The 23,835-nt window shown below is 36.7% G+C and carries 21 protein-coding genes; 18 read left to right on the top strand and 3 right to left on the bottom strand.

Annotation, left to right across the window (positions count from 1 at the left end):
* Positions 1-2: 2 nt before the first annotated feature.
* The 3 genes from LY624_RS09315 to LY624_RS09305 are packed head-to-tail and all read right to left on the bottom strand — an operon-like array spanning position 3 to position 3,258.
* Positions 3-548, bottom strand: a complete 546-nt coding sequence (locus LY624_RS09315; RefSeq protein WP_341802840.1) for a hypothetical protein — start codon at positions 546-548, stop codon at positions 3-5.
* Between the two features lie 21 nt (positions 549-569).
* Positions 570-2,576 carry a bifunctional diguanylate cyclase/phosphodiesterase gene (locus tag LY624_RS09310; protein ID WP_341802839.1) on the bottom strand — a complete coding sequence of 669 codons (2,007 nt, stop codon included), beginning with the start codon at positions 2,574-2,576 and terminating at the stop codon, positions 570-572.
* Positions 2,560-3,258, bottom strand: coding sequence for a transglutaminase-like cysteine peptidase (locus LY624_RS09305; RefSeq protein WP_130150009.1), 699 nt, complete (start codon positions 3,256-3,258; stop codon positions 2,560-2,562). Before LY624_RS09305 ends, LY624_RS09310 begins: the two co-directional genes overlap by 17 nt.
* A gap of 258 nt (positions 3,259-3,516) precedes the next feature.
* Between LY624_RS09305 and galU the strand changes: the two genes are divergently transcribed.
* The 18 genes from galU (at position 3,517) to LY624_RS09215 (ending at position 23,796) form a co-directional block, all read left to right on the top strand.
* Complete coding sequence (gene galU, locus LY624_RS09300; protein WP_130150008.1) at positions 3,517-4,410, top strand: UTP--glucose-1-phosphate uridylyltransferase GalU; 894 nt, start codon at positions 3,517-3,519, stop codon at positions 4,408-4,410.
* Between the two features lie 10 nt (positions 4,411-4,420).
* Positions 4,421-5,764, top strand: a complete 1,344-nt coding sequence (locus LY624_RS09295) for a UDP-glucose dehydrogenase family protein (RefSeq protein ID WP_341802838.1) — start codon at positions 4,421-4,423, stop codon at positions 5,762-5,764.
* A 15-nt stretch (positions 5,765-5,779) separates the two neighbouring features.
* The gene (locus tag LY624_RS09290) at positions 5,780-6,607 is read left to right on the top strand and encodes a glycosyltransferase family 2 protein (RefSeq protein WP_341802837.1); all 828 of its coding nucleotides are present in this window, start codon (positions 5,780-5,782) and stop codon (positions 6,605-6,607) included.
* A gap of 104 nt (positions 6,608-6,711) precedes the next feature.
* Positions 6,712-7,029: an acyltransferase gene (locus LY624_RS09285; RefSeq protein WP_228074465.1), complete on the top strand. Its 318-nt coding sequence runs from the start codon at positions 6,712-6,714 to the stop codon at positions 7,027-7,029.
* Entirely contained in the window at positions 7,022-7,474 is a 453-nt protein-coding gene (locus LY624_RS09280) for an oligosaccharide biosynthesis protein Alg14 (protein ID WP_130150005.1), read from the top strand. Before LY624_RS09285 ends, LY624_RS09280 begins: the two co-directional genes overlap by 8 nt.
* Positions 7,474-7,980, top strand: coding sequence for a glycosyltransferase (locus tag LY624_RS09275; RefSeq protein ID WP_130150004.1), 507 nt, complete (start codon positions 7,474-7,476; stop codon positions 7,978-7,980). The genes LY624_RS09280 and LY624_RS09275 overlap by 1 nt, the downstream gene beginning before the upstream one ends.
* Positions 7,967-9,148, top strand: coding sequence for a hypothetical protein (locus LY624_RS09270; RefSeq protein WP_341802836.1), 1,182 nt, complete (start codon positions 7,967-7,969; stop codon positions 9,146-9,148). The genes LY624_RS09275 and LY624_RS09270 overlap by 14 nt, the downstream gene beginning before the upstream one ends.
* Positions 9,141-10,313: an O-antigen ligase family protein gene (locus tag LY624_RS09265; protein WP_341802835.1), complete on the top strand. Its 1,173-nt coding sequence runs from the start codon at positions 9,141-9,143 to the stop codon at positions 10,311-10,313. The genes LY624_RS09270 and LY624_RS09265 overlap by 8 nt, the downstream gene beginning before the upstream one ends.
* Complete coding sequence (locus LY624_RS09260) at positions 10,310-12,217, top strand: hypothetical protein (protein ID WP_130150001.1); 1,908 nt, start codon at positions 10,310-10,312, stop codon at positions 12,215-12,217. Before LY624_RS09265 ends, LY624_RS09260 begins: the two co-directional genes overlap by 4 nt.
* An 11-nt stretch (positions 12,218-12,228) precedes the next feature.
* Positions 12,229-13,275 (top strand): acyltransferase family protein, encoded by a 1,047-nt coding sequence (locus LY624_RS09255; RefSeq protein WP_130150000.1) that lies wholly within the window; start codon positions 12,229-12,231, stop codon positions 13,273-13,275.
* A 472-nt stretch (positions 13,276-13,747) separates the two neighbouring features.
* Positions 13,748-15,976 (top strand): choice-of-anchor A family protein, encoded by a 2,229-nt coding sequence (locus LY624_RS09250; protein WP_341802834.1) that lies wholly within the window; start codon positions 13,748-13,750, stop codon positions 15,974-15,976.
* Positions 15,977-16,066: 90 nt separating this feature from the next.
* Positions 16,067-16,465 carry a 3-phosphoshikimate 1-carboxyvinyltransferase gene (locus LY624_RS09245; RefSeq protein ID WP_341802833.1) on the top strand — a complete coding sequence of 133 codons (399 nt, stop codon included), beginning with the start codon at positions 16,067-16,069 and terminating at the stop codon, positions 16,463-16,465.
* A 521-nt stretch (positions 16,466-16,986) separates the two neighbouring features.
* On the top strand, positions 16,987-18,390 hold the full coding sequence (locus LY624_RS09240) for an undecaprenyl-phosphate glucose phosphotransferase (protein ID WP_130149997.1): 1,404 nt from the start codon (positions 16,987-16,989) through the stop codon (positions 18,388-18,390).
* Positions 18,380-19,588, top strand: coding sequence for an outer membrane beta-barrel protein (locus tag LY624_RS09235; protein ID WP_205989504.1), 1,209 nt, complete (start codon positions 18,380-18,382; stop codon positions 19,586-19,588). The genes LY624_RS09240 and LY624_RS09235 overlap by 11 nt, the downstream gene beginning before the upstream one ends.
* The gene (locus LY624_RS09230; protein WP_130149995.1) at positions 19,585-20,106 is read left to right on the top strand and encodes a polysaccharide biosynthesis/export family protein; all 522 of its coding nucleotides are present in this window, start codon (positions 19,585-19,587) and stop codon (positions 20,104-20,106) included. The genes LY624_RS09235 and LY624_RS09230 overlap by 4 nt, the downstream gene beginning before the upstream one ends.
* Before the next feature lie 23 nt (positions 20,107-20,129).
* The gene (locus tag LY624_RS09225) at positions 20,130-22,337 is read left to right on the top strand and encodes a GumC family protein (RefSeq protein WP_341802832.1); all 2,208 of its coding nucleotides are present in this window, start codon (positions 20,130-20,132) and stop codon (positions 22,335-22,337) included.
* Between the two features lie 12 nt (positions 22,338-22,349).
* Complete coding sequence (locus LY624_RS09220) at positions 22,350-23,084, top strand: tyrosine-protein phosphatase (RefSeq protein ID WP_341802831.1); 735 nt, start codon at positions 22,350-22,352, stop codon at positions 23,082-23,084.
* On the top strand, positions 23,071-23,796 hold the full coding sequence (locus LY624_RS09215) for a VpsP family polysaccharide biosynthesis protein (protein ID WP_130149992.1): 726 nt from the start codon (positions 23,071-23,073) through the stop codon (positions 23,794-23,796). Before LY624_RS09220 ends, LY624_RS09215 begins: the two co-directional genes overlap by 14 nt.
* Positions 23,797-23,835 lie beyond the last annotated feature (39 nt).

Here is a 23,835-nt window from a genome sequence, read left to right as displayed (position 1 = left end):
GATTAATTCTCTACTTCAGAGATACCAGCATCACCACCTGTACCACCAGCACCTGGAGGTGTAGGAAGAGTTGGTAAGCTAACTACCGGTGAAGGTGCAGGGCCGGCACCAGGTCCCGCTGCTGTTGCTTCTGATGCGACAGTCGGATCAATACCAGCGGTGATTGCAGAAAGAGTGATTGCATCACTATCAAAACCTGCATCAGAAAGTGCTGCTAAAAAGTCAGAGATCAGTGGGCTGTCAACACCAAAGTTTGCAACAACCGTAGCAACCATTGCATCCATATCTGCAGAACCACAAGCACCTTTAAACAGTTTGTCGTCTAATTTAATCTCTTCCTTGTTTTTACAAATACGTCTAATCGCTTCAACTAAATCTTCACGTAATTGCTCCGAAGAGGTTTCTGCTGTTGCGTTATTAAGAACGTCGATAATGTTATTTGTGCTAACTTCTTGAACTACAGCATCGTTGTCCGTTTGTGCGTAGGTTGGAAGGGCTGTGATAGCAGTTGCGCTAGCGACTAAGCTAGCAAAAATTAATTTTTTCATTTCTCGTCCCTTGGTTGAGTACTAATTGCAAAATTTTAACGCATCGGCGCAAAAAGTAAACTCTTTATTCACGCCATTATTATTAGATTTAATAATTTTTGATGGAGGCAGTATCAAATTACCCTGTAAACCATCACATCCTAAGTTTTCAAGCATTTCTAAAGTATCCGCTTTTTCAACTAAACAAGCTAAAACTTTAATACCAAAACCATGGCAAATATTATTAACAGTCTGGATATAAAACTGACTTTGTGGGTTAGTTACTAAATCTTGAATATAGCTGCCATCGATTTTAACATATTCTATATCAAGACCTTGCAAATACTTGAATGAGGTCAAACTTGTGCCAAAATGCTCGATACATACCCCAATGCCCAGCTCTTTTATAGCATCTATATGTAAAGAGGCTACGTGCACATTATAAAGCAAGCTTATTTCATGAAGCTCAAACAGTAAGTTAGTTTTAATAACGGGTTTCGCTTGGGAGAACAAAGTTAACCATTCTATAAAGCTTGTTGAGTACAACGAAGTCTTGCTAATGTTTAATGCAAATACCTCATCTGGGTATCGTTCTTTAATGTTGACAAAGTTCAGTATAATTTTTTTATCGAGCTCTTCGGTTAAGTTTAACTTTTCAGCCATGGCAAACAAGTGTGCATTATTTACTTTTTCGCCCTCGTGAGTGAAATGTGCAAAAACTTCAAAATAACACTGTGAATTAGCTTTGTTTGCTTTTTTTACCGGTTGAATAGAAAAGCTTACTTCCCCTGCATTTATAATTGACTTGATTAGGGTGCGCCATTGATTAACGCTAAATAGTGACCTTTTATCACTACAACTTATATTATTATCTTCGCCAGTTGTGCAGCCAGTATCCAGTAATGACAAGACTTCACCAATACTCGCCCCTTTTTCGATAGCAACGAGTGCTAAGTTTGCGTAACCGTTGATGTGCAAGCTATTTTCTTTTTGGCTTAGCTTATCATTAAGTTCCAGACGCACTTTATTTAAAAACACAGAATCGTAAGGAGCCAATAGTATAAAAGTTCCACCGTTCAGTCTAAATACTGATGAATTCGGTAGTTCGCTAGCAGACTGTGTGAGCAATTCAGCAGCATCAATAACGTGTTGGTCACCATCTTGATAACTCACTACTTGGTTTATGTTGTTTAATGAGGGAAGGGTAAGCATCATTGCCGTTATGGGTGAGTCATCCGAAATATTATTTACGACTGAGTGAAAGTAATTTTCAAATGACTTGCGGTTACCAAGTCCAGTTATTGAGTCTATGTATACTTGTTCTGTGAGCGTTTGAGTTTGTTTGGTTAATGAGTCAAAAGTACTCTGTAAGTTCTTCACCATGTTGTTAATAGCTTGAGTCACGGTACGTAATTCACGTGCAACAGGTATTTCTTCATTAAGAGTAAAGCGCTTACGAGTGACTAATTTAGCTTGATTTTCCACTGCTTTTAAAGGCTTGAACACAGCGCGTAAAATTAAAAATGCCACAGCTAAGGATGCTGCAAGCAATAAGAATGAACTGTATAGACTACGCAACATGTGTTGCCACAAGGTCAAGTATGATTGGCCGGTGTGGCTAGAAACATCCAGTGTACCTGCTATTATCCAGCCGCTATTGATTTCAGAATGCATCGTTGGGGCACTCAATTCAAAGAGATTAATGAACCAACTAGGAATGGACTCAACACGTTTCGGATTTTGTAACTGAAATACGACGTTATTTTGCATATCAGTAAATTTTATTTCATTGTAATAGCCAGAATCAAAAATAGCGGTCGCCATAGTTTCTGCAATCATTATGTTATCATCTTCTAAATAAGGTGATATGGAAAGCCCCAAACTAGTTGCTGTATCCTGAGCGTGGCTGGCCATTTGTGTTTGCAGGTAATGACGGGTGGTATCTACGTCAGTAAAAACACGTACAAAAAATGATGTAACAGAAATTAAAATGATCAAGCTATATACTTGAGTTTTTAAGCTTAAGCCATCTTTAAAGATTCGAGACATAACTACTAGTTCCTTTATTGTTACTATTTGAAGGCGCAAGCTCACCTTGTTCAATTCTTTCTAGCATAGTGTTCCAAGCAGACACGCCATTGCTATTCTTAACTTTGTTTCCTAAGCCTTTAGATTTGGCCAACCACAAGCCTTGGCCATTAAAGCTGTATATAGGTTTTAAATCGTTGCGTTTGTTTGCGGGTACCAATTTAGTATCAAAGTTGTCTAATACGAGTGGTATTTGGTTGGGTTTTTCGAAGTATATAAGTACCATATGTGGTTGGTTAACTGTGCGTTGGCGTACATACATTAATCTTATTTTTTCTTCAGGCACACCGAGTGCTATTAATGTAAAGTATTTAGCAATAACATAATCTTCGCAGTCACCCATACCCACACCAAGGCTCTCAAGTGGAGTGGCCCAGTAATCTTTCTTTTGCCACAGCTCTTCATCGGTTTTGTATTTTATATGTGTGTTAAAAAAGTCATTAACTAAATGAATTTTTTGCCATTCGCTTTTTTTCGCAGAATCATCAATAAAACTTAGCCATGTTTTTATTCTGTGATGGCCAGTATCTCCGTATAACTGTTTTGCACGGGTAATTATATCGCTGTTACGCAAATGCAATAGCATGTCCTGTGCACAAACAAAAAAAGACACAAATATAATTATGCAAAATCCTATACGCACAATACCATCTCTAGAAAATAAACAGGGTGATTATATTCCCATTAAAATTAAAATGATAGGTTATAAAAAAAGCAAAACCTTTAATGTTAACTTTTCGGTAACAAAAAACAATCTAAAAGGCTTCTTTTTTATATTGAGCCGTTGTTTGTGTTGTGTATAATAACGGTCCATATGGATTGTAGCACTTCAAAGTTTCGCTGAAACTAATAGATTATCAGCGATAGCTATATTGTATGAAGTTATAGAAAAGGATTGCTAGTGAAAGTTTCAAAAGCTGTTTTGCCTGTTGCTGGGTTGGGTACTCGTATGTTACCAGCTACTAAAGCAGCACCCAAAGAAATGCTCCCCTTAGTTGATAAACCTCTTATCCAATATGTTGTAAATGAAGCTGTTCAAGCAGGCATCAAAGAAATTGTTCTGATTACACATGCCTCAAAAAATGCCATAGAAAACCATTTTGATACTAGTTTTGAGTTAGAAGCTACACTTGAAGCCCGTGTAAAACGCAGTTTGCTTGAGGAAGTCCGTTCAATCATTCCTAAAGGGGTCAGTATTATTTCGGTGCGCCAGTCAGCCCCCCTAGGACTTGGGCACGCAATACTTGAAGCTCGGCCAATAATTGGTAATAACCCATTTGCTATTTTGTTACCGGATGTAATTATCGATGAATATAAGTCAAACCTTAAGATTGATAATTTAGCACACATGATCAGGCAATTTGAGCAGAGCCAACATAATCAAATAATGGTTGAGCCTGTTCCGTATGAGCAGGTTCAAAATTATGGTGTTGTTGATCTTAGCGGTAAAACAATTAAGGCAGGTGAAAATGCAACTATCACTAATATGGTGGAAAAACCTCAGCTAGGCGCTGCCCCTAGCAATTTTGCAATAACAGGCAGATATGTTGTATCTCCAGCTATTTGGAATCTATTAGAGTGTACTCCCGCTGGGGCTGGAGGTGAAATTCAACTAACAGATGCGTTGTTGCAATTACGTCATATCGAGAAAATTGAAGCATATCATTTAAAAGGTAAGTCACACGACTGTGGCTCAAAACTTGGCTATATGCTCGCTAACGTAGAGTATGCGATGCAATCAAGCCTACTGGGTGAAGAATTTACAAAACATGTAAAAGAACTCATCGCATCATAAGAGGGATAAAATGAAAGTAACTTTTTACGGAGTTGGGTATGTTGGCTTGGTTCAAGCCGCAGTTTTTGCTGACGCTGGTCATGATGTGTGTTGTGTGGATATCGATGAAACACGCATAGAAAATTTAAAGAACGGAATAATTCCAATATACGAACCAGGTTTGACGCCTTTAGTACAAAAAAACTTTGAAGAAGGTCGTTTAACTTTCACTACCGATCCTAAATTTGGGGTTGAGTTTGGTGATCTACAATTTATAGCTGTCGGGACTCCGCCTGACGAAGATGGTTCTGCAGATTTAAAATATGTATTAAAAGTAGCGGAGACAATCGCTACTTACATGGAAACGCCCAAAGTTATTATTGATAAATCAACGGTTCCTGTAGGCACTGCAGATAAAGTAAAAGCGACTGTGCAGTCGATACTTGATAACCGTGGAAGTGGTTTAACTTTCTCGGTTGTATCAAATCCTGAATTTCTAAAAGAAGGTGCAGCGGTTAATGACTGCAAACGTCCAGACCGTATAATTATTGGCACTGACTCAGCTGATACAGAAGAGCAAATGCGTGAACTTTACGCGCCATTCAATAGAAATCACGAAAAAATAATCGTAATGGATATTAAAAGCGCTGAGCTTACTAAGTATGCTGCTAATTGTATGCTTGCAACCAAAATTAGTTTTATGAACGAAATGGCAAATATTGCTGAGCGCGTTGGTGCTGATATTGAGCATGTACGCCATGGTATTGGTTCAGATCCTCGGATTGGTTACCAGTTTATTTATCCAGGCTGTGGCTATGGTGGCTCTTGTTTCCCTAAGGACGTTCAGGCACTGGTTCGAACAACTGACAGCCTGGGTTATGACTCACAAATTTTAAAAGCTGTTGAAGCCGTTAATTATGCGCAAAAGCATAAATTATTCGAATATATTACGAAGCACTTCGATTTATTAAACAATCCTGATGCTATAAAAGGCAAGGTGTTTGCTTTGTGGGGCTTGAGCTTTAAACCAAACACTGATGACATGCGAGAAGCACCAAGTCGAGTACTTATGGAACAACTTTGGGCTGCCGGTGCAAAAGTGCAAGCATATGACCCTGAAGCGATGGAAGAAACTCAGCGCATTTATGGCGCACGAAATGATTTAAGCTTTATGGGAACCAAAGAATCAGCATTAAATAATGCAGATGCTCTTGTTATTTGTACTGAGTGGCAAAATTTTAAAGCACCTGATTTTTCGTTGATAAAGTTATTACTAACGACTCCAGTTATCTTCGACGGACGTAATTTGTTCGAACCTAAGAGGCTAAAAAATAAAGGCTTTAGTTATTATTCTATTGGTCGAAATATTTTATAGTATAAGGGTCTTAAAATGTTGACAGTTATAATACCTGCATATAATGAAGAAAAATGTATTGAAAGGACGTTATCCGAATTAACGAATTTTTCGAGTTTGGAGGTTGAGGTAATTGTCTTGCCAAATGGCTGTGTTGATAATACAGCCGAGTTCGTTAGAGCTAAATTTCCTTCATTTAAAGTAGTCGAGCTTGATACTGGCTCAAAAATATTAGCTATAAATAAAGGGCTTGAAATTGCTCAGTTTGAACATGTGCTTGTTCAAGATGCTGATGTGATCATAAGCACGGAAAGTATTAGAAGTATTTTAAGGTTTATTAAAAGTGAGCAGTATTTATTTGCCTCTCCAAAGACAAAAATAGTTCAAGATGGTAGCTTGTTAACAAACATGTACTACAGTTTTTTGAAACTTACTCCAGCTTATCGAGTTGGCATGGTTAATTCTGGTGCATATCTTATTTCTCCAAAGGCCCGTGCTATGTTAGGGAAGTTCCCACAAGTTATCGCTGATGATGGCTATGTTAAGGGAACTTTAGGTTCAGCTAACTTGACAACAATTCCTTCTTGCTATTCTGTCGTAATGAGTCCAAGAACAATTTGGTCACTTATTAAAATCAAAACGAGAAGTAAATTAGGCAATATGGAATTGAAGAAGAAGTTTACTTCACCGACTACTGGCGGTAATAGTTTTTCTTCTTTGTTTAAAATAGCCATCAAAGAGAAAGCGTTGTTTAAGTTTTTAGTTTATGCGACGGTCATTTCAATAGCGACATTTCGTGCGAAGTTGCAAATTAAAAAATTAAAGACAATTAAATGGGAAAGGGACGAGAGTACGAGAATATGAAAAGATTCATACACGTCTATGTACGACATTTTATACTATCTATTATTACGCTTTGGTATATCCATTTTTATAAAATGAATATACATAAAAGCGTTAGAATTTCATTGAAAGCGAAGCTAGATAAAACAAACCCTAAAGGTGTTCATATCGGTGCGGGTACTTATATTGCATTTGGGTCGGTAATTCTCACCCATGATATGTGCCGAGACATTCATAAAGACGTGAGAATAGGTGAAAATTGTTTCATTGGTGGTAACTCAATCATAATGCCAGGAGTTACTTTGGGCGATTCCTGTATTGTTGCGGCAGGAGCTGTTGTGACAAAGGATGTAAGTTCAGGGACAATTGTCGCAGGAAATCCTGCAGTCGCAATTCGTACAAATATTAAAACGAAAGCTTTAGGAATATTAATTAATGAGTAAGAAGCTCATAGCAATTGCATCTACGGGTGGTCATTATGTGCAATTGAGCAGAATCATGAAACAAGCTAACTTTGATTCTAATGACATTTTATTTGTGCGAACAAAAGTAAATGCGCACGATACACCTTCTTTTGAGAATGAAACCCTAATTGAGGATGTGTCAAGAGACACATTAATCCGTTCACCAATCATCGCTTTTCAGATGTTAAAACTTGTCTTAAAGCATAAACCTAAATGGATAGTAACCACAGGCGCAATGCCTGGGTTAATTTCTATCGTAATAGGCCGACTATTACTTAGAAAAACCATGTGGGTAGATAGTATTGCTAATACAAAACAATTATCCGCTTCGGGACGAATGGCAAAGAAATTTGCACATAAAACATTAACCCAATGGCCAGATTTAGCTGGTGATAATGTTGAATACAAGGGTCGAGTTATATAATGAAAGTGCTTGTAACTGTGGGTGCGCAATTACCTTTTAAACGACTGATCGAGGCTATCAGCGATATTAATAAATCACTAAGTTTGGATGTTTTTGCTCAGGTTGGTGAAGATTCGAATACTTATGATGGTATTCAAGTGATTGATTTTTTGAGTTCGAATGAGTACAAGGCGAAACTAGAGTGGTGCGATATAGTAATTGCTCACGCCGGTATGGGAACCATTATTCAATGTTTGGAATTAAATAAAAAGCTTATTGTTGTACCTAGATTAGCTAGGTTTGGTGAGCACAGAAATGATCACCAACTCGATACTATTTCAAGATTTGAGCCATTAACCTCATCAACGAGCTTAATGAGAGTGTGCCGTGATTTAGAAGACTTAGAACAGACTTTCGAGGAGATCGAGAAACTAAGCGAGACGAATGACTTCTTCACGACTGAAAAAGAGAAAGATACAGAGAGCCTTGGTTTATATATTAAAAAAATGATAGATGATGAAGTATAAATTATCTTTATTGATTGACTCGCTATTGTCTTCGGGTGCTAACTTTTTAATTACGTTTCTTTTACTCAAGTATGAAGGGAATGAGTCAGTAGTCATGTTTGGTGTTGCTATGACACTGGCATTAATTTTCTTATCTTTTCAAAGAACAATTGTACTTATTCCTTTTAATTTAAAAGAAGATAAGAGCAGTAAAATCAGGATAATTGAGTTTCTGAGTTGCTCATTTTTCCTATTAGTGCTTTTTTTAGTGTTAATTTTTATTAGCACCTATTTTGCATTTTCATATCAGGGGCAGTGGCTACTAGCTCCAGCTTTATTCGCTTTTTTATTTATACATGAATCATTTAGATATCTACTTATGGTAAGTAAGCTGTACTTTTTACCTGCTTTGGTATCTGTTGTTTTGGTATCTACTTTTGCAGCTTCTTTATTGTTTAGTGGTTTATCTATAGAGCTTTTGATAAACACCTATTTATGTTTATTTGCACTAGAATTAATTGTAATCACGCTTTTCGTCACATTTAAAAAAGCAAACTCGGGTGAGCAGAAGTTAGACATTTTTTTTTGGTTTCGTGACACACGACATTTATTAAATCGAAATGTGCAATCCATCTCTCAATTATTACTCGTACATTCCCCGTTTTTGTTAGTATCGGCTTTATATCCTGCAACAATTTCTTCTGTACTGTTCATTGCTCGCTCTGTGTTTCAACCAGTACAAATTTTGATTAAGTCACTGGAGGCTGTTGATCAAAGAAAACTCGCCAGTTTAAAAAATGATGCACACACATTTGTAAAGAGTTTGTTCAAAAAATATATGCTGATTTCTTTAGTTGCCTCATCTATTTGTCTATTAATAGCTGTTTATTTATTTCCAGTTGTGTATGCCGATCAGGCTGTTCCTAAGCTTGGTGATCTACTGTTCTGGGCAGGTATCCTTACTTGTTTATCCTGCTCTAGAAGTGTTGAAATGCTGCTCGTGAAAAAAAATATGTATAAAAAGATGAATTCGCTATACCTATTATCAGGCTTAGGTGTGTCATCTCTTTTATTATTGAATTTATTTCTTCATGTACAAATTTCACCATCATTTTCTATTTTTTTGGGGTGGCTGTTTTTGGCGATTACTTATTATTTGATTGTTATGAAAGGAGTCGACAATGAATAGGATAAGGCTCTTTAACTTATTTCTTTTTTCAATGTTTATTATCCTTTCTTTATTTGTTTTTAGAATACGCGAATATGGAAGTGATAGTGTCGATTTTCAAATCGTTTTAAGACTAATGGCATGGGGAGGAGGCATTTTAATCGCATTTATATATTTTTATAAATTTGGTTTTAGGGTGTCTAACAATCATGAGTTGTTATTTGTTGCCTTTATTCTCTTAGCTATTTTGATGCTTCCTTTTTCAATGCTTCCTTTTCGTAGCTTTGTTGTAGTGCTTTCCTATGCTGCCTTTTATTTTTATTTTAAGTATGTAAAAAGTAGGTTTGGAGATGACTTTCTCCTGTATTCAATTTCTTTGTCATTCTTCGTAGTTGTTTGTTTCTCATACTTTTATTATTTGGCATTACCCGACTTAGGGAGACATATTTATTGGTTAAATGATGTTTTATTTGTGAGCCCGCGTATGAGTGGGGTTTTCTCTACATCGAATGCAATGGGGGGATTTTGTGCCGTATATTGCTTGTTTTTGTTACATGCATTTAACAAGAGCATTATCTCTAAGTCTTTTTTTATAGTTGCATTTGGCTTGTCTTTAATTGCTTTACTATTAAGCGATAGTAAGACCGCTTTTATATCATTTGTTTTTTCTTCTTTATTTTTATACAAAAGAAATAAGTTTATTTTATTTGTGATTTTATCAGGTGTAATTTTTACCTCTTTATTAATAATATATGCTGCATTTGATTTCTATGGTTTCCTTGAGCATGTATCCCGTCACGGTGATCCTGAAGAAGTTCTCACGTTCACAGGGAGAACATATATCTGGCCAGCTGTATTTGATATGGCACTTGATAGGCCTTTTACTGGCTATGGCATAGGTGTAACGTCTTTGGCTTTGCCAACGTTAGAAGATATTATTGGCTATACACCTGCTCATGCGCATAACTTAGTCTTACAAGCTTTTTTTAGTCTTGGTCTTGGTGGCATGTTATGTATAACTGCAATTCTCGGCTATAATCTCGTTGTAAAATGCAAGAATAGATTGGGTAACTCGATGGCTGTTTATATTGTTATTACCTCTTTATTTGAGGCCTCGTTTTTATCCGGTGTAGCTGGCTACTCTATAATCCCTGTTATTTATATGGTTTTAAGTAAAGAAAAATGAGACGCTATTTAATTTTATTTTTACTTCTTTTTATCTCATCTAATAGCCTCGCCGCTATTGATGATTACAATTTAGTCTTAGCATCAGGTCAGTCATTAAGTATAGGGCACACTGATCAAGACTTGAATCCGATAATTTTCCCTAATGAAGTTAATCCTAACAAAGTATTTTTGTTCAACGGTGTAAGGACCACTGCGCCTCGATATTATCAAAGGTTAGTAGAAAGTGACGTAAGGTTTTTGGAACCTTTGAAAGATGTGACTAGACAAACACATGCATACTCAATGTTCAAAATGTTGGAGTATTTATATTCTATTGAAAACAAACCTTTTCCTAAGTTTGTTTATGCTCCCCATGGTCGTGGAGGGCAAAAGATAAGTAAACTTGAATATGGTACTGAACCATTTGAAAATGGGCTCACAATGCTAAGAGCAGGGGAAAGGTTAGCTGCTCAAAGTGGTGAAAGTTTTAATGTTCCTTTTATTACTTGGATACATGGTGAATCTAACGCAAATTCTAATTTACAGGACTATAAGCAAAAGCTTGGTAAGTTATATAATGCTTACCAAAATAAAGTACAAACTACCTCTTCTAAAACCCGCAATCCTATATTATTCGTGGATCAAACCGGCGTTAGTTATGGGCATGATATTGCTGTTTCATTGTGGGAATTTGCAAACGATAACGAAACCGTCTCTCTAGTGATGCCAAAGTACTTTCTTAATAGAAATTACTTTAACAGACCTGATGAAAGAACCCACTTAAATACAAAAGGGTATATTCTACAAGGTGAGTATTTTGCAAAAGCAATCTTTTCTACATTTGAATCCAATAAAAAATGGAAACCACTACAACCTGAATCTTTAAAAATAGAAAATAATAAAGCCTTTGTGAAATTACATGTTCCAGAGGGGGATTTAACTGTTGACACTCATACTTTGCCAGAAGCACCAGGCTACGGTCTAAAGTATATTTCTCCAAATAATATAGAATACATTCCTCAAGTATCAATTCAGGGTGATACGTTAACGCTTGAGTTCAATACCACACTGGAGGTGGGAGGAAAGATAGACAGTGGCTTTACCTTGGATGATAGGTATAACACTGCAAACCAGAAAACCCCAGTGACTAATATCAGAGATACATCGACATTAATTTCTTCTGTGGATCAGCAGCCGCTGCATAACTGGTTAGTGCAATTTTCTATAGAGATAACTCCTCAAACTCCCGGTATGTCTTCTTCTGTAAACCCAAGTGGCAACAATATATGGCATGATGGAGATATCGTTGCTGATATGACAGAGCCATACTCTATTATTGGCGGGAGCTATAATAACAGGGATTTAAACTATGCTTTATACCGTGTAAGTTTTGATGCCGAAATAGAATCGGGTACCCCAATTTTTAACATCGGAGATTCAAGCATTCCAATTACAAAAGAGGGAGATAATTCTTTTGTAGCAATTGTTTGTGAGCCTACAGAGGATATGGTTTCTGTAGTAAGTACGCAAACAATGTTTACTGGTGCGATGCAATCTATTTCTTTAAAACCGATACTATCCGAAACTAATTTTGACCAATATAGCGTGGAAGAGTTAGGTGACAATATTTGGCCTAATAATGTAACCGTTGAGAATTATGAAGCTGATGATTTCTTAGTTACTGGAGATTATTTTATTAAAACGAAGTTACAGTATCCTATATATTTACTTGAATACGAAGTTCAAGTGAATGAAGGATCAGCCTATATCAATATTGGCGATTTCCATAAAAGTATCAACGATACGGGAGTTTTTTATAGTAGGGTACCTATTTGTAAGCCTGAGTTTGGCCGCTTAAGATTTTCCTCAGGTAAATCTGGCTTTTCAGGGAAGATTAGTAATATTGAAATTGAACCAATTTAAAAGGTCATAGTTTGTTTTATAATTCAATTAATAATTTCCGTGCGATCGCCATTATGTTTATCGTCTTCGGTCATTCTTTCGATGTTTCAGGTGTCGCTTTAGATAGTTTTTGGGAAGTGTTTTTTAGAAATCTGTTATCTGGTGGTACCATTCTCTTTGTTTTCATTTCAGGTTTTCTTTTTGAAGTTGTATTTTTAAAAAAGTTTACTTTTTCTAAATTTTATTTCTCCAGAGCTTCAAAGCTGGTATGGCCATATTTATTATTGTCGATCATACCAATCTGCTTATATATATATGTATCTAACCCAATTTCTGATGGCTATTTTTTGCCTCACTCAGAAGGAGCTATATCACAGTTTATGGTACCTTTTCTTAAATATGAAGTAACAGGCCGCTTTATGACTGCGTATTGGTATATCCCCTTTGCGTTACTCTTATTTTTACTCTCGCCATTAGTGGTTCTTATACTTAAAAAAGATTTTAAATTTAAGGTGTCACTCATTCTTGTTCTTTCATGCGTGTCAATTTTTATTCATAGACCTGTCGATAATATGAACCACTTGCATTCTGTCGTGTTTTTTTTCCCAATTTATCTAATTGGTGCTGTGGTATCCCAGTATAGAGAACCTTTGTTAAACACTTTTCAAGGTAATCGATTTTGGCTGCTGTTTTTATTATCAATTAGTTTCACACTGGTTCAGACCTATTTAGGTGATGTAGGGAGCTACCATAAGCCATTTTTTGAATTTGGCGGCATCGATCTGATGTTTCTGCAAAAGTTATTTCTCTCTTTCTTTTTCTTCTCATTGCTAGAAAAGTACTCAAAAAGTAATTTGTTTTTCGACAATCTTGCAAGTACAAGTTTTGCAGTGTTCTTCATACATCCTTATCTAATCTTTATATTTAGAAACTTAAAACTGCCAACTCCTGATACGGCGTTTTTTCAGTGGGTATATTTCATTGCTCTATCGCTTACGTTTGTGATACTCAGTATGCTGATTGCGATATTCTTGAAAAAGTTACTCAATGATAAGAGTAAATATATTATTGGCTATTGAAAATAGAGTTTAAATAACTAACCTCCAACCGGTTATAAAGATTACCTAACAAACACTATCTGCAATAAAAGAAAAAGCCCAAAACCTGTTGGTTGATTGAGTCACTGACAGGTTTTCTTCTAAATAGAAATATTGCTCGAGATTGTCATCTAACAGACAAGTCCACTGAGTTCAGCTAAAAGTTTGGATCGTGCTTCCAAGAACCTTCCCAATTCAGTTAACGTTAAATTAACTTAAAAGTGGTCTTTTAGGGTTATTTTTTGGTTTGTTTTATCCTTCTTTATTACCTAACTTACTGATTTTTGTGTTTTGTACTTTTTTGTGGAACATTAAAGTGGTACTTTTGTAGTGTCTTTTGTTTATTTGCATTTAATTTGTATATATAATGCGCTGCAATTAAATCATGGACATGACTATAAGCTGAATACACAGTTTTTGGTGTTATTGACGCACTTTCATTACGAGGGAAATAATGACTAACTCTTTACTAAAATTAAAAAAGCTAAGCACAGTGATTGCTATTAGTTTAGCAAGCTCAACAACTTTGGCTGCAGACTTAGGCGTTGCCAATAATTTTTCTGCGTTTGTTTTTGAGGATTTTAAATCTAATTCAGGCCGTGCTGAGGGCGCAATAGCAGCAGGTGAGATAAGTCTGAAAGGATACAGTGTTGGTTATACAAGACCCTACAATGCTGGCGAATATTATTTAATTAGTGAATCTACTATCGCTTTCAAATCAGGTCGTCAATATGTGGGCAGTATGATCGCCAGCGGTGCTGCGGATATTAATTGGAGTGTTCGGTGGGGCATGGAGTGGGGCTCTAAAATCCTATCGAATCAAAGTGAATCTGCAATGCCATTCAACTTTGATGAGCAAGAACAATACTATAAAGATTTAAGTACTGAATTAAGTGCTCTTTCAACGACGGGTACTGTAAAGAGTATGTGGGGCGGCCTTTACTTAGAAGGTGATGGTAATTCTGCTAGACAAGTATTCAACTTAGACGCACGGGATTTTGCTAAGGCACATACCTTCGCTGTGTCAGGGATCCCCCATGGTGCAACAGTCGTTTTTAATATTAGCGGCGATGATAATGTTGTTGTAAAAGGTAAAAGCTTTGCGAGTTTACATGATCATGCAACTAAAACTGTATTCAACTTTGCGAATGCCAAAAAACTTGATATCAAAGGGAATCGTTGGCAAGGCGTTGTTTTAGCTCCGTTTGCTGATATTAGAGGTGTTCATGGTGTCGCTAAGATGCCAATTATTGGTCAAAGCTTTTATGGTTCAATGACTTTGTTAGGCGGTGAATTCAGCGGTAACTTACCTGAAATCACTGAGCCAGTATGTAATGATATTGATGTTACTGATAAATGGAGTTGGACTGGCAGTGAGTTTATGCCCGAGTTTGACCAAGTTATTTCAACGCCGATAGCTGTAAATCTAAATGATGATAATGGCGATGGCGTAATTGATGAAAAAGATGTGACGGATATTTTAGCTGTAACTTTTAATATAGCTAATTATCGTGCACAGGGCATTGTTCGAGCGTTTAGCGGTATCGATGGTGAAGAATTATGGAAAACAGAAAACCTTGACGGATCTTTTGACTACAAAACAGTTAAAGCGAGTTCAACTTATTCTATCTCTGCTGCAGATATTAATAATGATGGATTAGTTGAGGTTATAGTAAGGGATTCCTCTGATCACAGCTATAAGATTTATAGTAATGCTGGTGAATTGATTAAGGCTATTCCAAAAGGCTTTGCATATGGGAATTCGACCATATCTGATCTTGATGGAGATGGTTCTGCTGAATTTATTATTGGTAATAGTATTGTAAATCTTGATGATAATTCAATCATTAAACTTAAAAAGCCAGTGGATTATAATAAAGGCAATTTTGCTATGGTTGATTCTATCGCTTTTGATGCAGATCTAGATGGCCAACAAGAAGTCTTAGTAAATGGTGTTTTATACACTAAAGATGGACATATTCTATGGAACCAAAATACACAACAAGGCTTCTCGGCAATTGGTAACTTTGACAATGATGCATACCCAGAAGTCGTGCTGACTGATCTGGATGGCACTGTTAAGCTTCTAGAACATGATGGCTCAGTTATCTGGGAGTATCAAGCAGATGACTCAGGTGGCGGTGTTCCGTCTATTGGTGATGTTGATGGCAATGCCGAACCTGATATTGTTGTTGCAGGCGGTGAATTGATTAAGGTTTTGAATAAAGACGGTGTTTTAATTAATTCCTTTGCAGTTAATGATCCTTCAAGTAAACGAGCCGGTGTTATAACGTATGACTTCAATGGTGATGGTAAAGATGAGATTGTTAACATTGATGAAACTGGTTTGAATATATTTAGTGGATTGGAAAATAGATTAATTTATACGTCGGCGCAGTCTTCAGGTACAATTTGGGAATACCCAATAGTAGTCGATTTAGACGGTGATGGTTCTGGAGAAATTATTTCTGTTTCCAATACATTACTTTTGCCAAGTGGTAAAACGGGAACTAATGGTATTTCTGTTAAAACCTCAGCAAGCTGTAAGTGGTCACCTGCTACACGTATTTGGAATCAACATTCTTTCTCTGGTTCGAATATAAATCAAGATGGCTCGTTGCCTTTACAGCAAGAGAACAGTTGGGAACAATCAAATACTTTCCGTTCTGGTAATCTAAATTAAATCATTCATCTTAACGAGCCAATTAACTTTTTTAATTGGCTCATTTTGTTAGAATAGCGCTTATTTTAAAATGGATTTAAAAGGTTTACTTTGGCTGATTTACGCGATGACCCTGCAATTAGAAGCTTGATGGAAAGAATGCCTGAGGATATTCAAGATACATTTACTGATGAGCAGTTAATGCATTTGAAAATTGCAATTGGCGCAAGGCAATGGGGGAATCATGCTGTTGACCTGCGAGGTGTCATTAAATTATTTAAATACCGGTACTACTATGTATTTTTGGCAGGTCGAAATAGGCGTAAGTTAACTTCTCAAGAGCAGAAAGTAGCTAAGTTTGGGCAAGCAGTAATTTTAAGTGTGGCAGTTTCGTTCGTCATCTTAATTATATTAGTAACCTTATATCTAGCAAAATCCGCATTGGGAATTGATATGTTTTCTGGCTTTTCTTTTGGGCTGTGGGACTGGTTTAACTCCCTGTTAAATTAGAATAGCTAAAGTGGATGAGGGAATTGGGTTTTACTCACCTTTTTTTATTGGTAACTTGATGTGATTTCGCCCATATTAAGTAATATAATGTCACTACTGTCACATTAAATTAATATGAGTAATATTCATGTTTATTGCTTAAATATGTTTATTTATTGTGAATAATTTAGCTTGCTGCAATTCGTTTTTTGTAAATAAAACCCAATCTTTCAATTTTATTTTGAATGTAATTTGTTCGATTTTGTCTTTTTTGAAAAAATACATGTAAAGAAACTGCTTCTATCCCTTTGTTTGTTTGAATAATAAATGGAGGTGAACCTTCCCTGAATTGTTTAATTTAATAATGTTGAGTTTATTTTTGTTTATATTGCGTTCATTTTCATGAATGTTTCTGTTTTATACTTCTGTTTAATGCAATTATTTTCTTGGCACTTTATACTTATTTCTAGTTGATCTGTTGCTCTTGCCACTATATTATTGCAGCTGATTTTTTTAGTTATTTGCCGTTCAAGGAAGATATAGTGAACAGAAGCAGAACATTTAAACCATCTAGTTCTTCAGATGCAAATTTTTATCGCTTATTTGACTTGTTATCTCTTTTTGTTGCATTTCAAATAGCAAATAGTATTTATACTATCCATTTTACTTCAGCTTATCTTGCTGCTGCATTATCCATCACAATTACTTATATGTATTGTGCGGAAATATTATCTACTTACCGTTCATGGCGTGCGGGCAAATTCAGAAGCATGGTCTTATGCTCTTGGGTTTCTTTAGTCGTTGCATTTTCTACGATGTTCTGTATCTCGTTTGTTTTTAAGTTTACAGAGGTACTGTCTCGCTTAGGGTTAACAATTTGGTTTTTTGTTAGCTTGCTACTTTTATTCAGCTGGCGTTTGGCAGTTCATCTATATAAACGTAATAAACGTCGCTTAGGTTTAAATCTTCGTAATGTTGCAATTGTTGGTGCAACTGAAGGGGCAGCGTATTTACATAAAGAAATTGAAAAAAATAGCGAGTTAGGTTTTAAGTTTATGGGCTTCTTTGATGACCGTAAGCCAGAACGTTTGTTTGAAAAAGCTGCAAATTATGACGTAGAAGGGACCATTCAAAATGCTATTGACAGGGCACGAGATGGACAGATCGATATACTTTATATTGCATTACCATTAAAAGCTGAAAAGCGTATTGCTGATATTTTATTGCAGCTTGGTAATACGACAGTTGATGTCCATGTAATACCTGACTTCTTACTTTCTAATTTGATTCACGCAAGAATTGAACATGTCGGTAATGTAGATACATTGAGTGTCTTTGAATCACCTTTAATTGGTGCACAAGAGTTTATTAAGCGCACTGAAGATATTATTGTTTCTTCATTAATTCTTCTATTAATTTCACCATTACTGTTGGTGATCGCTGCTGCAGTTAAGCTGACGTCTCCGGGAAACATAATTTTCAAACAAGACCGATATGGCTTAGATGGGCGAAAAATCAAAGTGTGGAAGTTTAGATCTATGACTGTCACTGAAAATAGTGATGTAGTTACACAGGCAACAAAAAATGATGCACGTATTACTAAGCTTGGTGGTTTCTTAAGAAGAACAAGTCTTGATGAGTTACCGCAATTCATCAATGTTTTAAGAGGTGAAATGTCGATAGTTGGTCCAAGACCACATGCTGTAGCGCATAATGAAGAATACAGAGCCAAAGTCGATTTTTATATGATTAGACACAAAGCAAAACCAGGTATTACTGGTTGGGCTCAAATTAACGGTTGGCGTGGTGAAACAGATACGCTTGATAAGATGACTAAGCGAGTTGAATACGATTTACATTACATCAAGCACTGGTCTTTATGGCTTGATGTAAAAATAATTTTTATGACAATTTTTAAGGGATTTAAAAGTGAAAATGCGTACTAATACAATTTTATTTTTACCTATTGCACTGGGTTTATCTGCACCTGCGGTTGCAGTTGAATTAAAACCGGGCAGTTTCATGACTGAGGATGGTGCAGAGCTTACTCCTACGCTCCAATTAGGTGTTAGTAGCAATGACAACTTTTTTATGACGCCATCAGACACCCGATCTCGCTTGATATGGGAAATAGCGCCAAGCTTAAATGCGCTGTTTGAAGATGGCCCAGATAATTATGAGTTTGATGTTGCAACACGCTCATCTCTGCATAATAAAGATACAACTGATAACTTTACGCAAATAAACTTAGGTGCAGGTATGCACAAAGAGTTTACAAGTAAGCACCGTTTAGATGTAAAAGGTGATGCTGACTGGTTGTCAGAAGCACGTGGTGCAGGTTTGACAGAGGGTCAAGGTAATACTATTGATGACTTGATCACTTATAAGCAGCAGAGTTTTTCTGCTAGGTATGAGTACGGTGCTCTCAGCTCTAAAGCACAAGTAGCTTTAACTGCTGGTTACTATAATAAGAATTATGAAAACTTTTCTGAGATATCTCGTTTTCGTGATTACGACAAACCTATGCTTGGTATTACTGGTTATTACAATACTCAAGCTGGTAGCCGTGCTTTTATAGAAGTAAAGCAGGAAAACTATCGTTACGATGTAATTGATTCTAATGGTATCTCGCGTGACTCAGATGACGTAAAAGTATTATTAGGTATGGAGTGGGAAGCGACTGCCATTACAACCGGTTCGTTTAAAATTGGTTATCAAAACAAAGATTTCGAGTCAAACCTTCGCGATAATTTCAGCGGTTTAAGCTGGGAAGCTGCGGTTGTATGGAAGCCACTTTCTTATACATCATTACAACTAGTTACTAGCCGTGCAGCAAAAGATCCCCTCGTTCAAGGCGATTACATTCGTGAAAGCGTCTATGGAGCTACATGGCAACATGATTGGAGCGAATCTTTAAGCTCAGTAGTAAGTGCAAATTATGTTGACCAAGAGTACGTGGGTAACTTTAATCGTAAAGATAAAGTTAAAAATGCACGTCTTGGCTTGAACTACCTAGCAAACAACTTTGGTATGGTATCGGGTTACGTTGACTTTATTGATCGTAATTCAAACCAAGCTAATATTGAGTTTGATCGTGTAATTGTGGGGCTTAATTTTACTTTTGCATTAAAGGGTAATGAATGAAGGTCAAAATTTTAATAGCCTTAGCCTTGTTCCTAAGTGTGTGTAGTTTTGCAGATGATTCAAAAAACTACATCTTAGGGGCGGGTGATAAAATAGAAATTAAAGTATTTGGCCAGCCCGATCTAGATGTAACCTCACTGCTAGGTAATAGTGGTGAGATTAATTACCCCTTCTTAGGAAAGGTTAAGCTAGTGGGTTTAAATATTGCCCAAGTCGAGCAAACTATTAGCGAAGGCTTACAACCTGACTACTTAGTCAACCCGAATGTATATGCTCAAGTTGTCGAATATCGTCCGTTTTATATTCACGGTGAGGTTAAAGAGCCTGGTGCGTATGCATACCAACCTGCAATGACTGTAAACCAAGCAATTGCATTAGCTGGCGGATTAACTGAGCGAGCCTCAATCGATAAAATATTTATTTTTAAAGAGAAAACTAAAGAGCAGCAACAAAAGGGTAATTTAAATAGCCAAATTGCTGCGGGTGACACTATAAAAATAGAACAGCGTTTGTTTTAGGCAGTTAAAGGCAGTAATTAAAAATGAATTCATTATCAGAAAAGCCTAATAGCAACGAAGAACTTATTGATTTAGGCGCTTATCTCAATGTTATTAAGCAAAACAAATGGAAAATTTTAGGTTTTGCAATTGTTATAACTCTATTTACTATGATGGTTACCCTTACATTGGTACCCAAATATGTAGCTTCTGCGACCTTACTGATTGAGTCAGAACAAACTAAAGCTGTAAGCTTTGATGAAGTTTATGGTTTAGATTCAACAAAAAAAGAATATTATCAAACCCAGTTTGAAGTTATCAAGTCAGATAGTATTGCCCGCGAGGTAATTACCAAGCTAAATTTGGCAGAGCATCCTGACTTTGTGAATAAGCCTTCATTCACTGATGAGTTAAAGGGGATGGCGCAGCAAATCTTGCCTTTTTTGAATAAGGCGGAGCGTTCAGAGCTTTCAGAGCGAGAGCTCGCTGAGCTTAAAATGTTAGACTTGCTTGCTACGTTCAGAACTAATCTGACCGTTTCACCTATTCGCAAGACTCAACTTGTGAAAGTTAGCTTTGAGTCAAGCGATCCTAAGCTTGCTGCGTTGGTTGCCAATACTGTTGGTGAGGTTTACATTGAAAGCCAAATGCGCGCTAAAATGGGAATTACTCAGCAGGCTTCAAGCTGGTTGAATACCCGCTTATCCGAATTACGAGTTCAACTAGATAGCTCTGAAGTTCGTTTACAAAACTATCGAGAAGAGCAAAAGCTGGTAGACATTGAGGGTATAGCAGGGCTTGTAACTCAAGAGCTAGAGCAAACCTCTAAGCAACTCGTAGACGCTCGTGCTACAAAAAACAATTTGGAAAGTATTAACCGAGTTATTAACGAGTATGGCAATAATAACATTGAGTTACTTGGTAGTATGCCGGAAATTACTTCTCATCGTGTGGTACAGGATGTGAAACGTGAAGTTGTGTTAGCTGAGCGAAAGGTGAGTGAATTGGCTGAGGTTTATGGTCCAAAACACCCTAAAATGATTTCAGCTAAAGCTGAGCTTGCAACAGTAAAAACGAACCTTAATAAGCAAATCAAAGGCTTAATTACAGGTATCGAAAAAGAGTTGAATAGGACTTCGCGCACCGTAACAGCTCTTGAACGTGATTTAGCAAAGATCCGTGCAGAGTACCAAGATGTTACGCGTAAAGAAACGCAATATAACCAGCTAAAGCGTGAAGTAGAAACAAACCGTAATATTTTTAATACCTTTTTATCTCGTTCTAAAGAAACTGAAGTAACGAGTGATTTTAGTTCAGCAGCTGCTCGCTTTACAGACCGTGCATATGCACCGAGAAACCCAAGTAAACCAAATAAAAAGCTAATTATTATTTTAGCGTTTGTAGCCAGCTTTGGTTTCGCGATGGTTATGACATTTGTTTTTGATGCTCTAAATGACACTGTAAAGAACAAAAACGATGTTGAAAATAAACTAGCTCAGCGAATGTTAGGTTTGTTACCTCATGTAGCGATTCCTAAGAAAAGCTTCTTTCCGATCCATGCATATTTAGATGAGAGCTATCGTCGCTTTGCAGAATCAGTGCGTACTTTCCGTACTAGTTTACTTTTGACTCATCTTGATCGTGCACATCAGGTTATTGCAGTTACTTCTACTTCCCCAGGTGAAGGTAAAACGACAACTTCAGCCAATTTAGCAATGTCGCTAGCACAAATGGGAAGGGTATTACTTATTGATGCTGACTTACGTAAGCCAACATTAGCAAAGCGGTTTGATATACCCGTGTTCCACCCTGGTCTGAGTAACTTAATTATTGGCACAGATCAATTGGCCGATTGTGTACATGAAGATTCTCAATCTGGCGTGACAATCATGCCCAGTGGTCAAATCCCATCTAACCCACTTGAGCTTCTATCAAATAGTCGTTTTTCTGAATTGTTAAATGAATTAAAAGCCAAGTACGACCATATTATTGTTGATACTCCGCCTACTCAAGCGGTCAGTGACGCTTTAGTAATAGCACAAAGTGTTGACTCGGTTGTGTATGTTGTTAAATCAGATATAACGCGTATTAAACCTATCACGGCTGGACTAGAACGCTTGTTTGAAGTTAAAGCTCACGTTGCAGGTGTACTACTTAATCAAGTAGATATGAGCAAGTCTAAAGATGAGCATAGCCAAGGTTACTATGATTATTACGATTATTCACAGCAACCTGAAAAGCCTCAAGCGTAACTAAGTAACTTTATGTTTGATATTCATAGTCATATTTTGCCGAGTATTGATGATGGCGCTAGAGATTTAGAGGAATCTTTAGCGCTATTAAAGCTGGCCGAAGATGATGGTATTACCCATATGGTTGCCACACCACATATACATATAGGTAGGTTCAATAATTCAAGTTCTCATATTTATGAGAGCTTGGCTAATTTACGCCTACATGCGAAAAATGAAGGTATTAGAGTAAAGTTAGCTGCTGCAGCAGAAGTTCGCCTCGATATAGAACTTATGACATTGATAATGACAAATCAGTTACCATTTATTGGCCGAATAGCTAATAAAAATGTATTGTTATTAGAGTTGCCTCATTCGCATATGCCGCAAGGTTACGACAAATTTATTCAATGGCTTGAGAAACATAATATTCGAGCGATTATTCCTCACCCAGAGCGTAACCGCGATATTCAATCTAATTTGTATTATATCGAACACTTAAAGCAATTAGGCTGCGAGTTCCAGCTAACAGCATCAAGTATTCAAGGTGAGTGGGGAGAAAATGCAAAAGCGATATCATTGCAAATGCTCAAAGATGGCCTTGTTAGTTATATTGCTTCGGATACTCACTCAGTTAAACGCCGCCCCCCAGTTCTTAGCCAAGCAAAAGAAACTGTGTCGCAATTAATAGGTGCAGAACAGGCAAATTCACTTTTCATTACTAACCCTCGACAATTAACAGAATGCTTGTTTAATGATTCAGTTTAACATGTCTAAAACAGTGCCTAGCTTTATTTTAGCTATCTTAGTACTTTTTATTGCTTATACGAGTTTGCAAAGTATGCGTGCTAATGCATGGTATTTTAATGCACTAAACATCGCACAAGAGTCAGAACGTACTTTTTCTAGCACATCACTTGTAGAGGCAGAGAACGCGATGGTGTTGGCAACCGATTTGGACCCTGAGCATCCTCATTACTGGCATTTCTTGGCTCATATAAAAATGTTAGGTTTATCAAAAATTGATTTATTATCCGCTAAGCAAATTAATCAGGTTGACGATACATATCAGCAAACTGAACGTGCATTATTAAAATCGATTGAGCTTAGGGACACTTGGGCGCAAACATGGGTTGCCTTAGCTCAGGTTGTAAGTTTTCGGGAAGGGCCTTCCGAGCGAGTATATGGTTATCTCAAACAAGCGAAAAAAATGGGGCCATATGAATTTAATACTCACCTCGGCATTATTCAAGTTACTTTAATGCATTGGAGTAATTTAACTCCTGAGTATAAATTGCTTTACGTAAATGAGCTTAAGTTAGCTTCCAAACATGGTTATAAATTTAAAAATATTTTTAGTATGGCAGAGCGAATGGATCGCTTAGCTATAGTATGTTTGTCGCTTCAATTTGGAAATGAATTTCAGCAAGTTAGACAAACACCAGCTTATAAATATAGCTGTAATAACTTCAATACTTAGTATTCAATCTGAAGCAAAAGAAGTAAGTAAGCTACTCAC

It is taken from the genome of Pseudoalteromonas sp. N1230-9, from assembly GCF_032716425.1.
Lineage (GTDB): Bacteria > Pseudomonadota > Gammaproteobacteria > Enterobacterales > Alteromonadaceae > Pseudoalteromonas.
The sequence above is the reverse complement of the archived record's forward strand: the minus strand, read 5'-3'. Positions and strand labels throughout refer to the sequence as shown.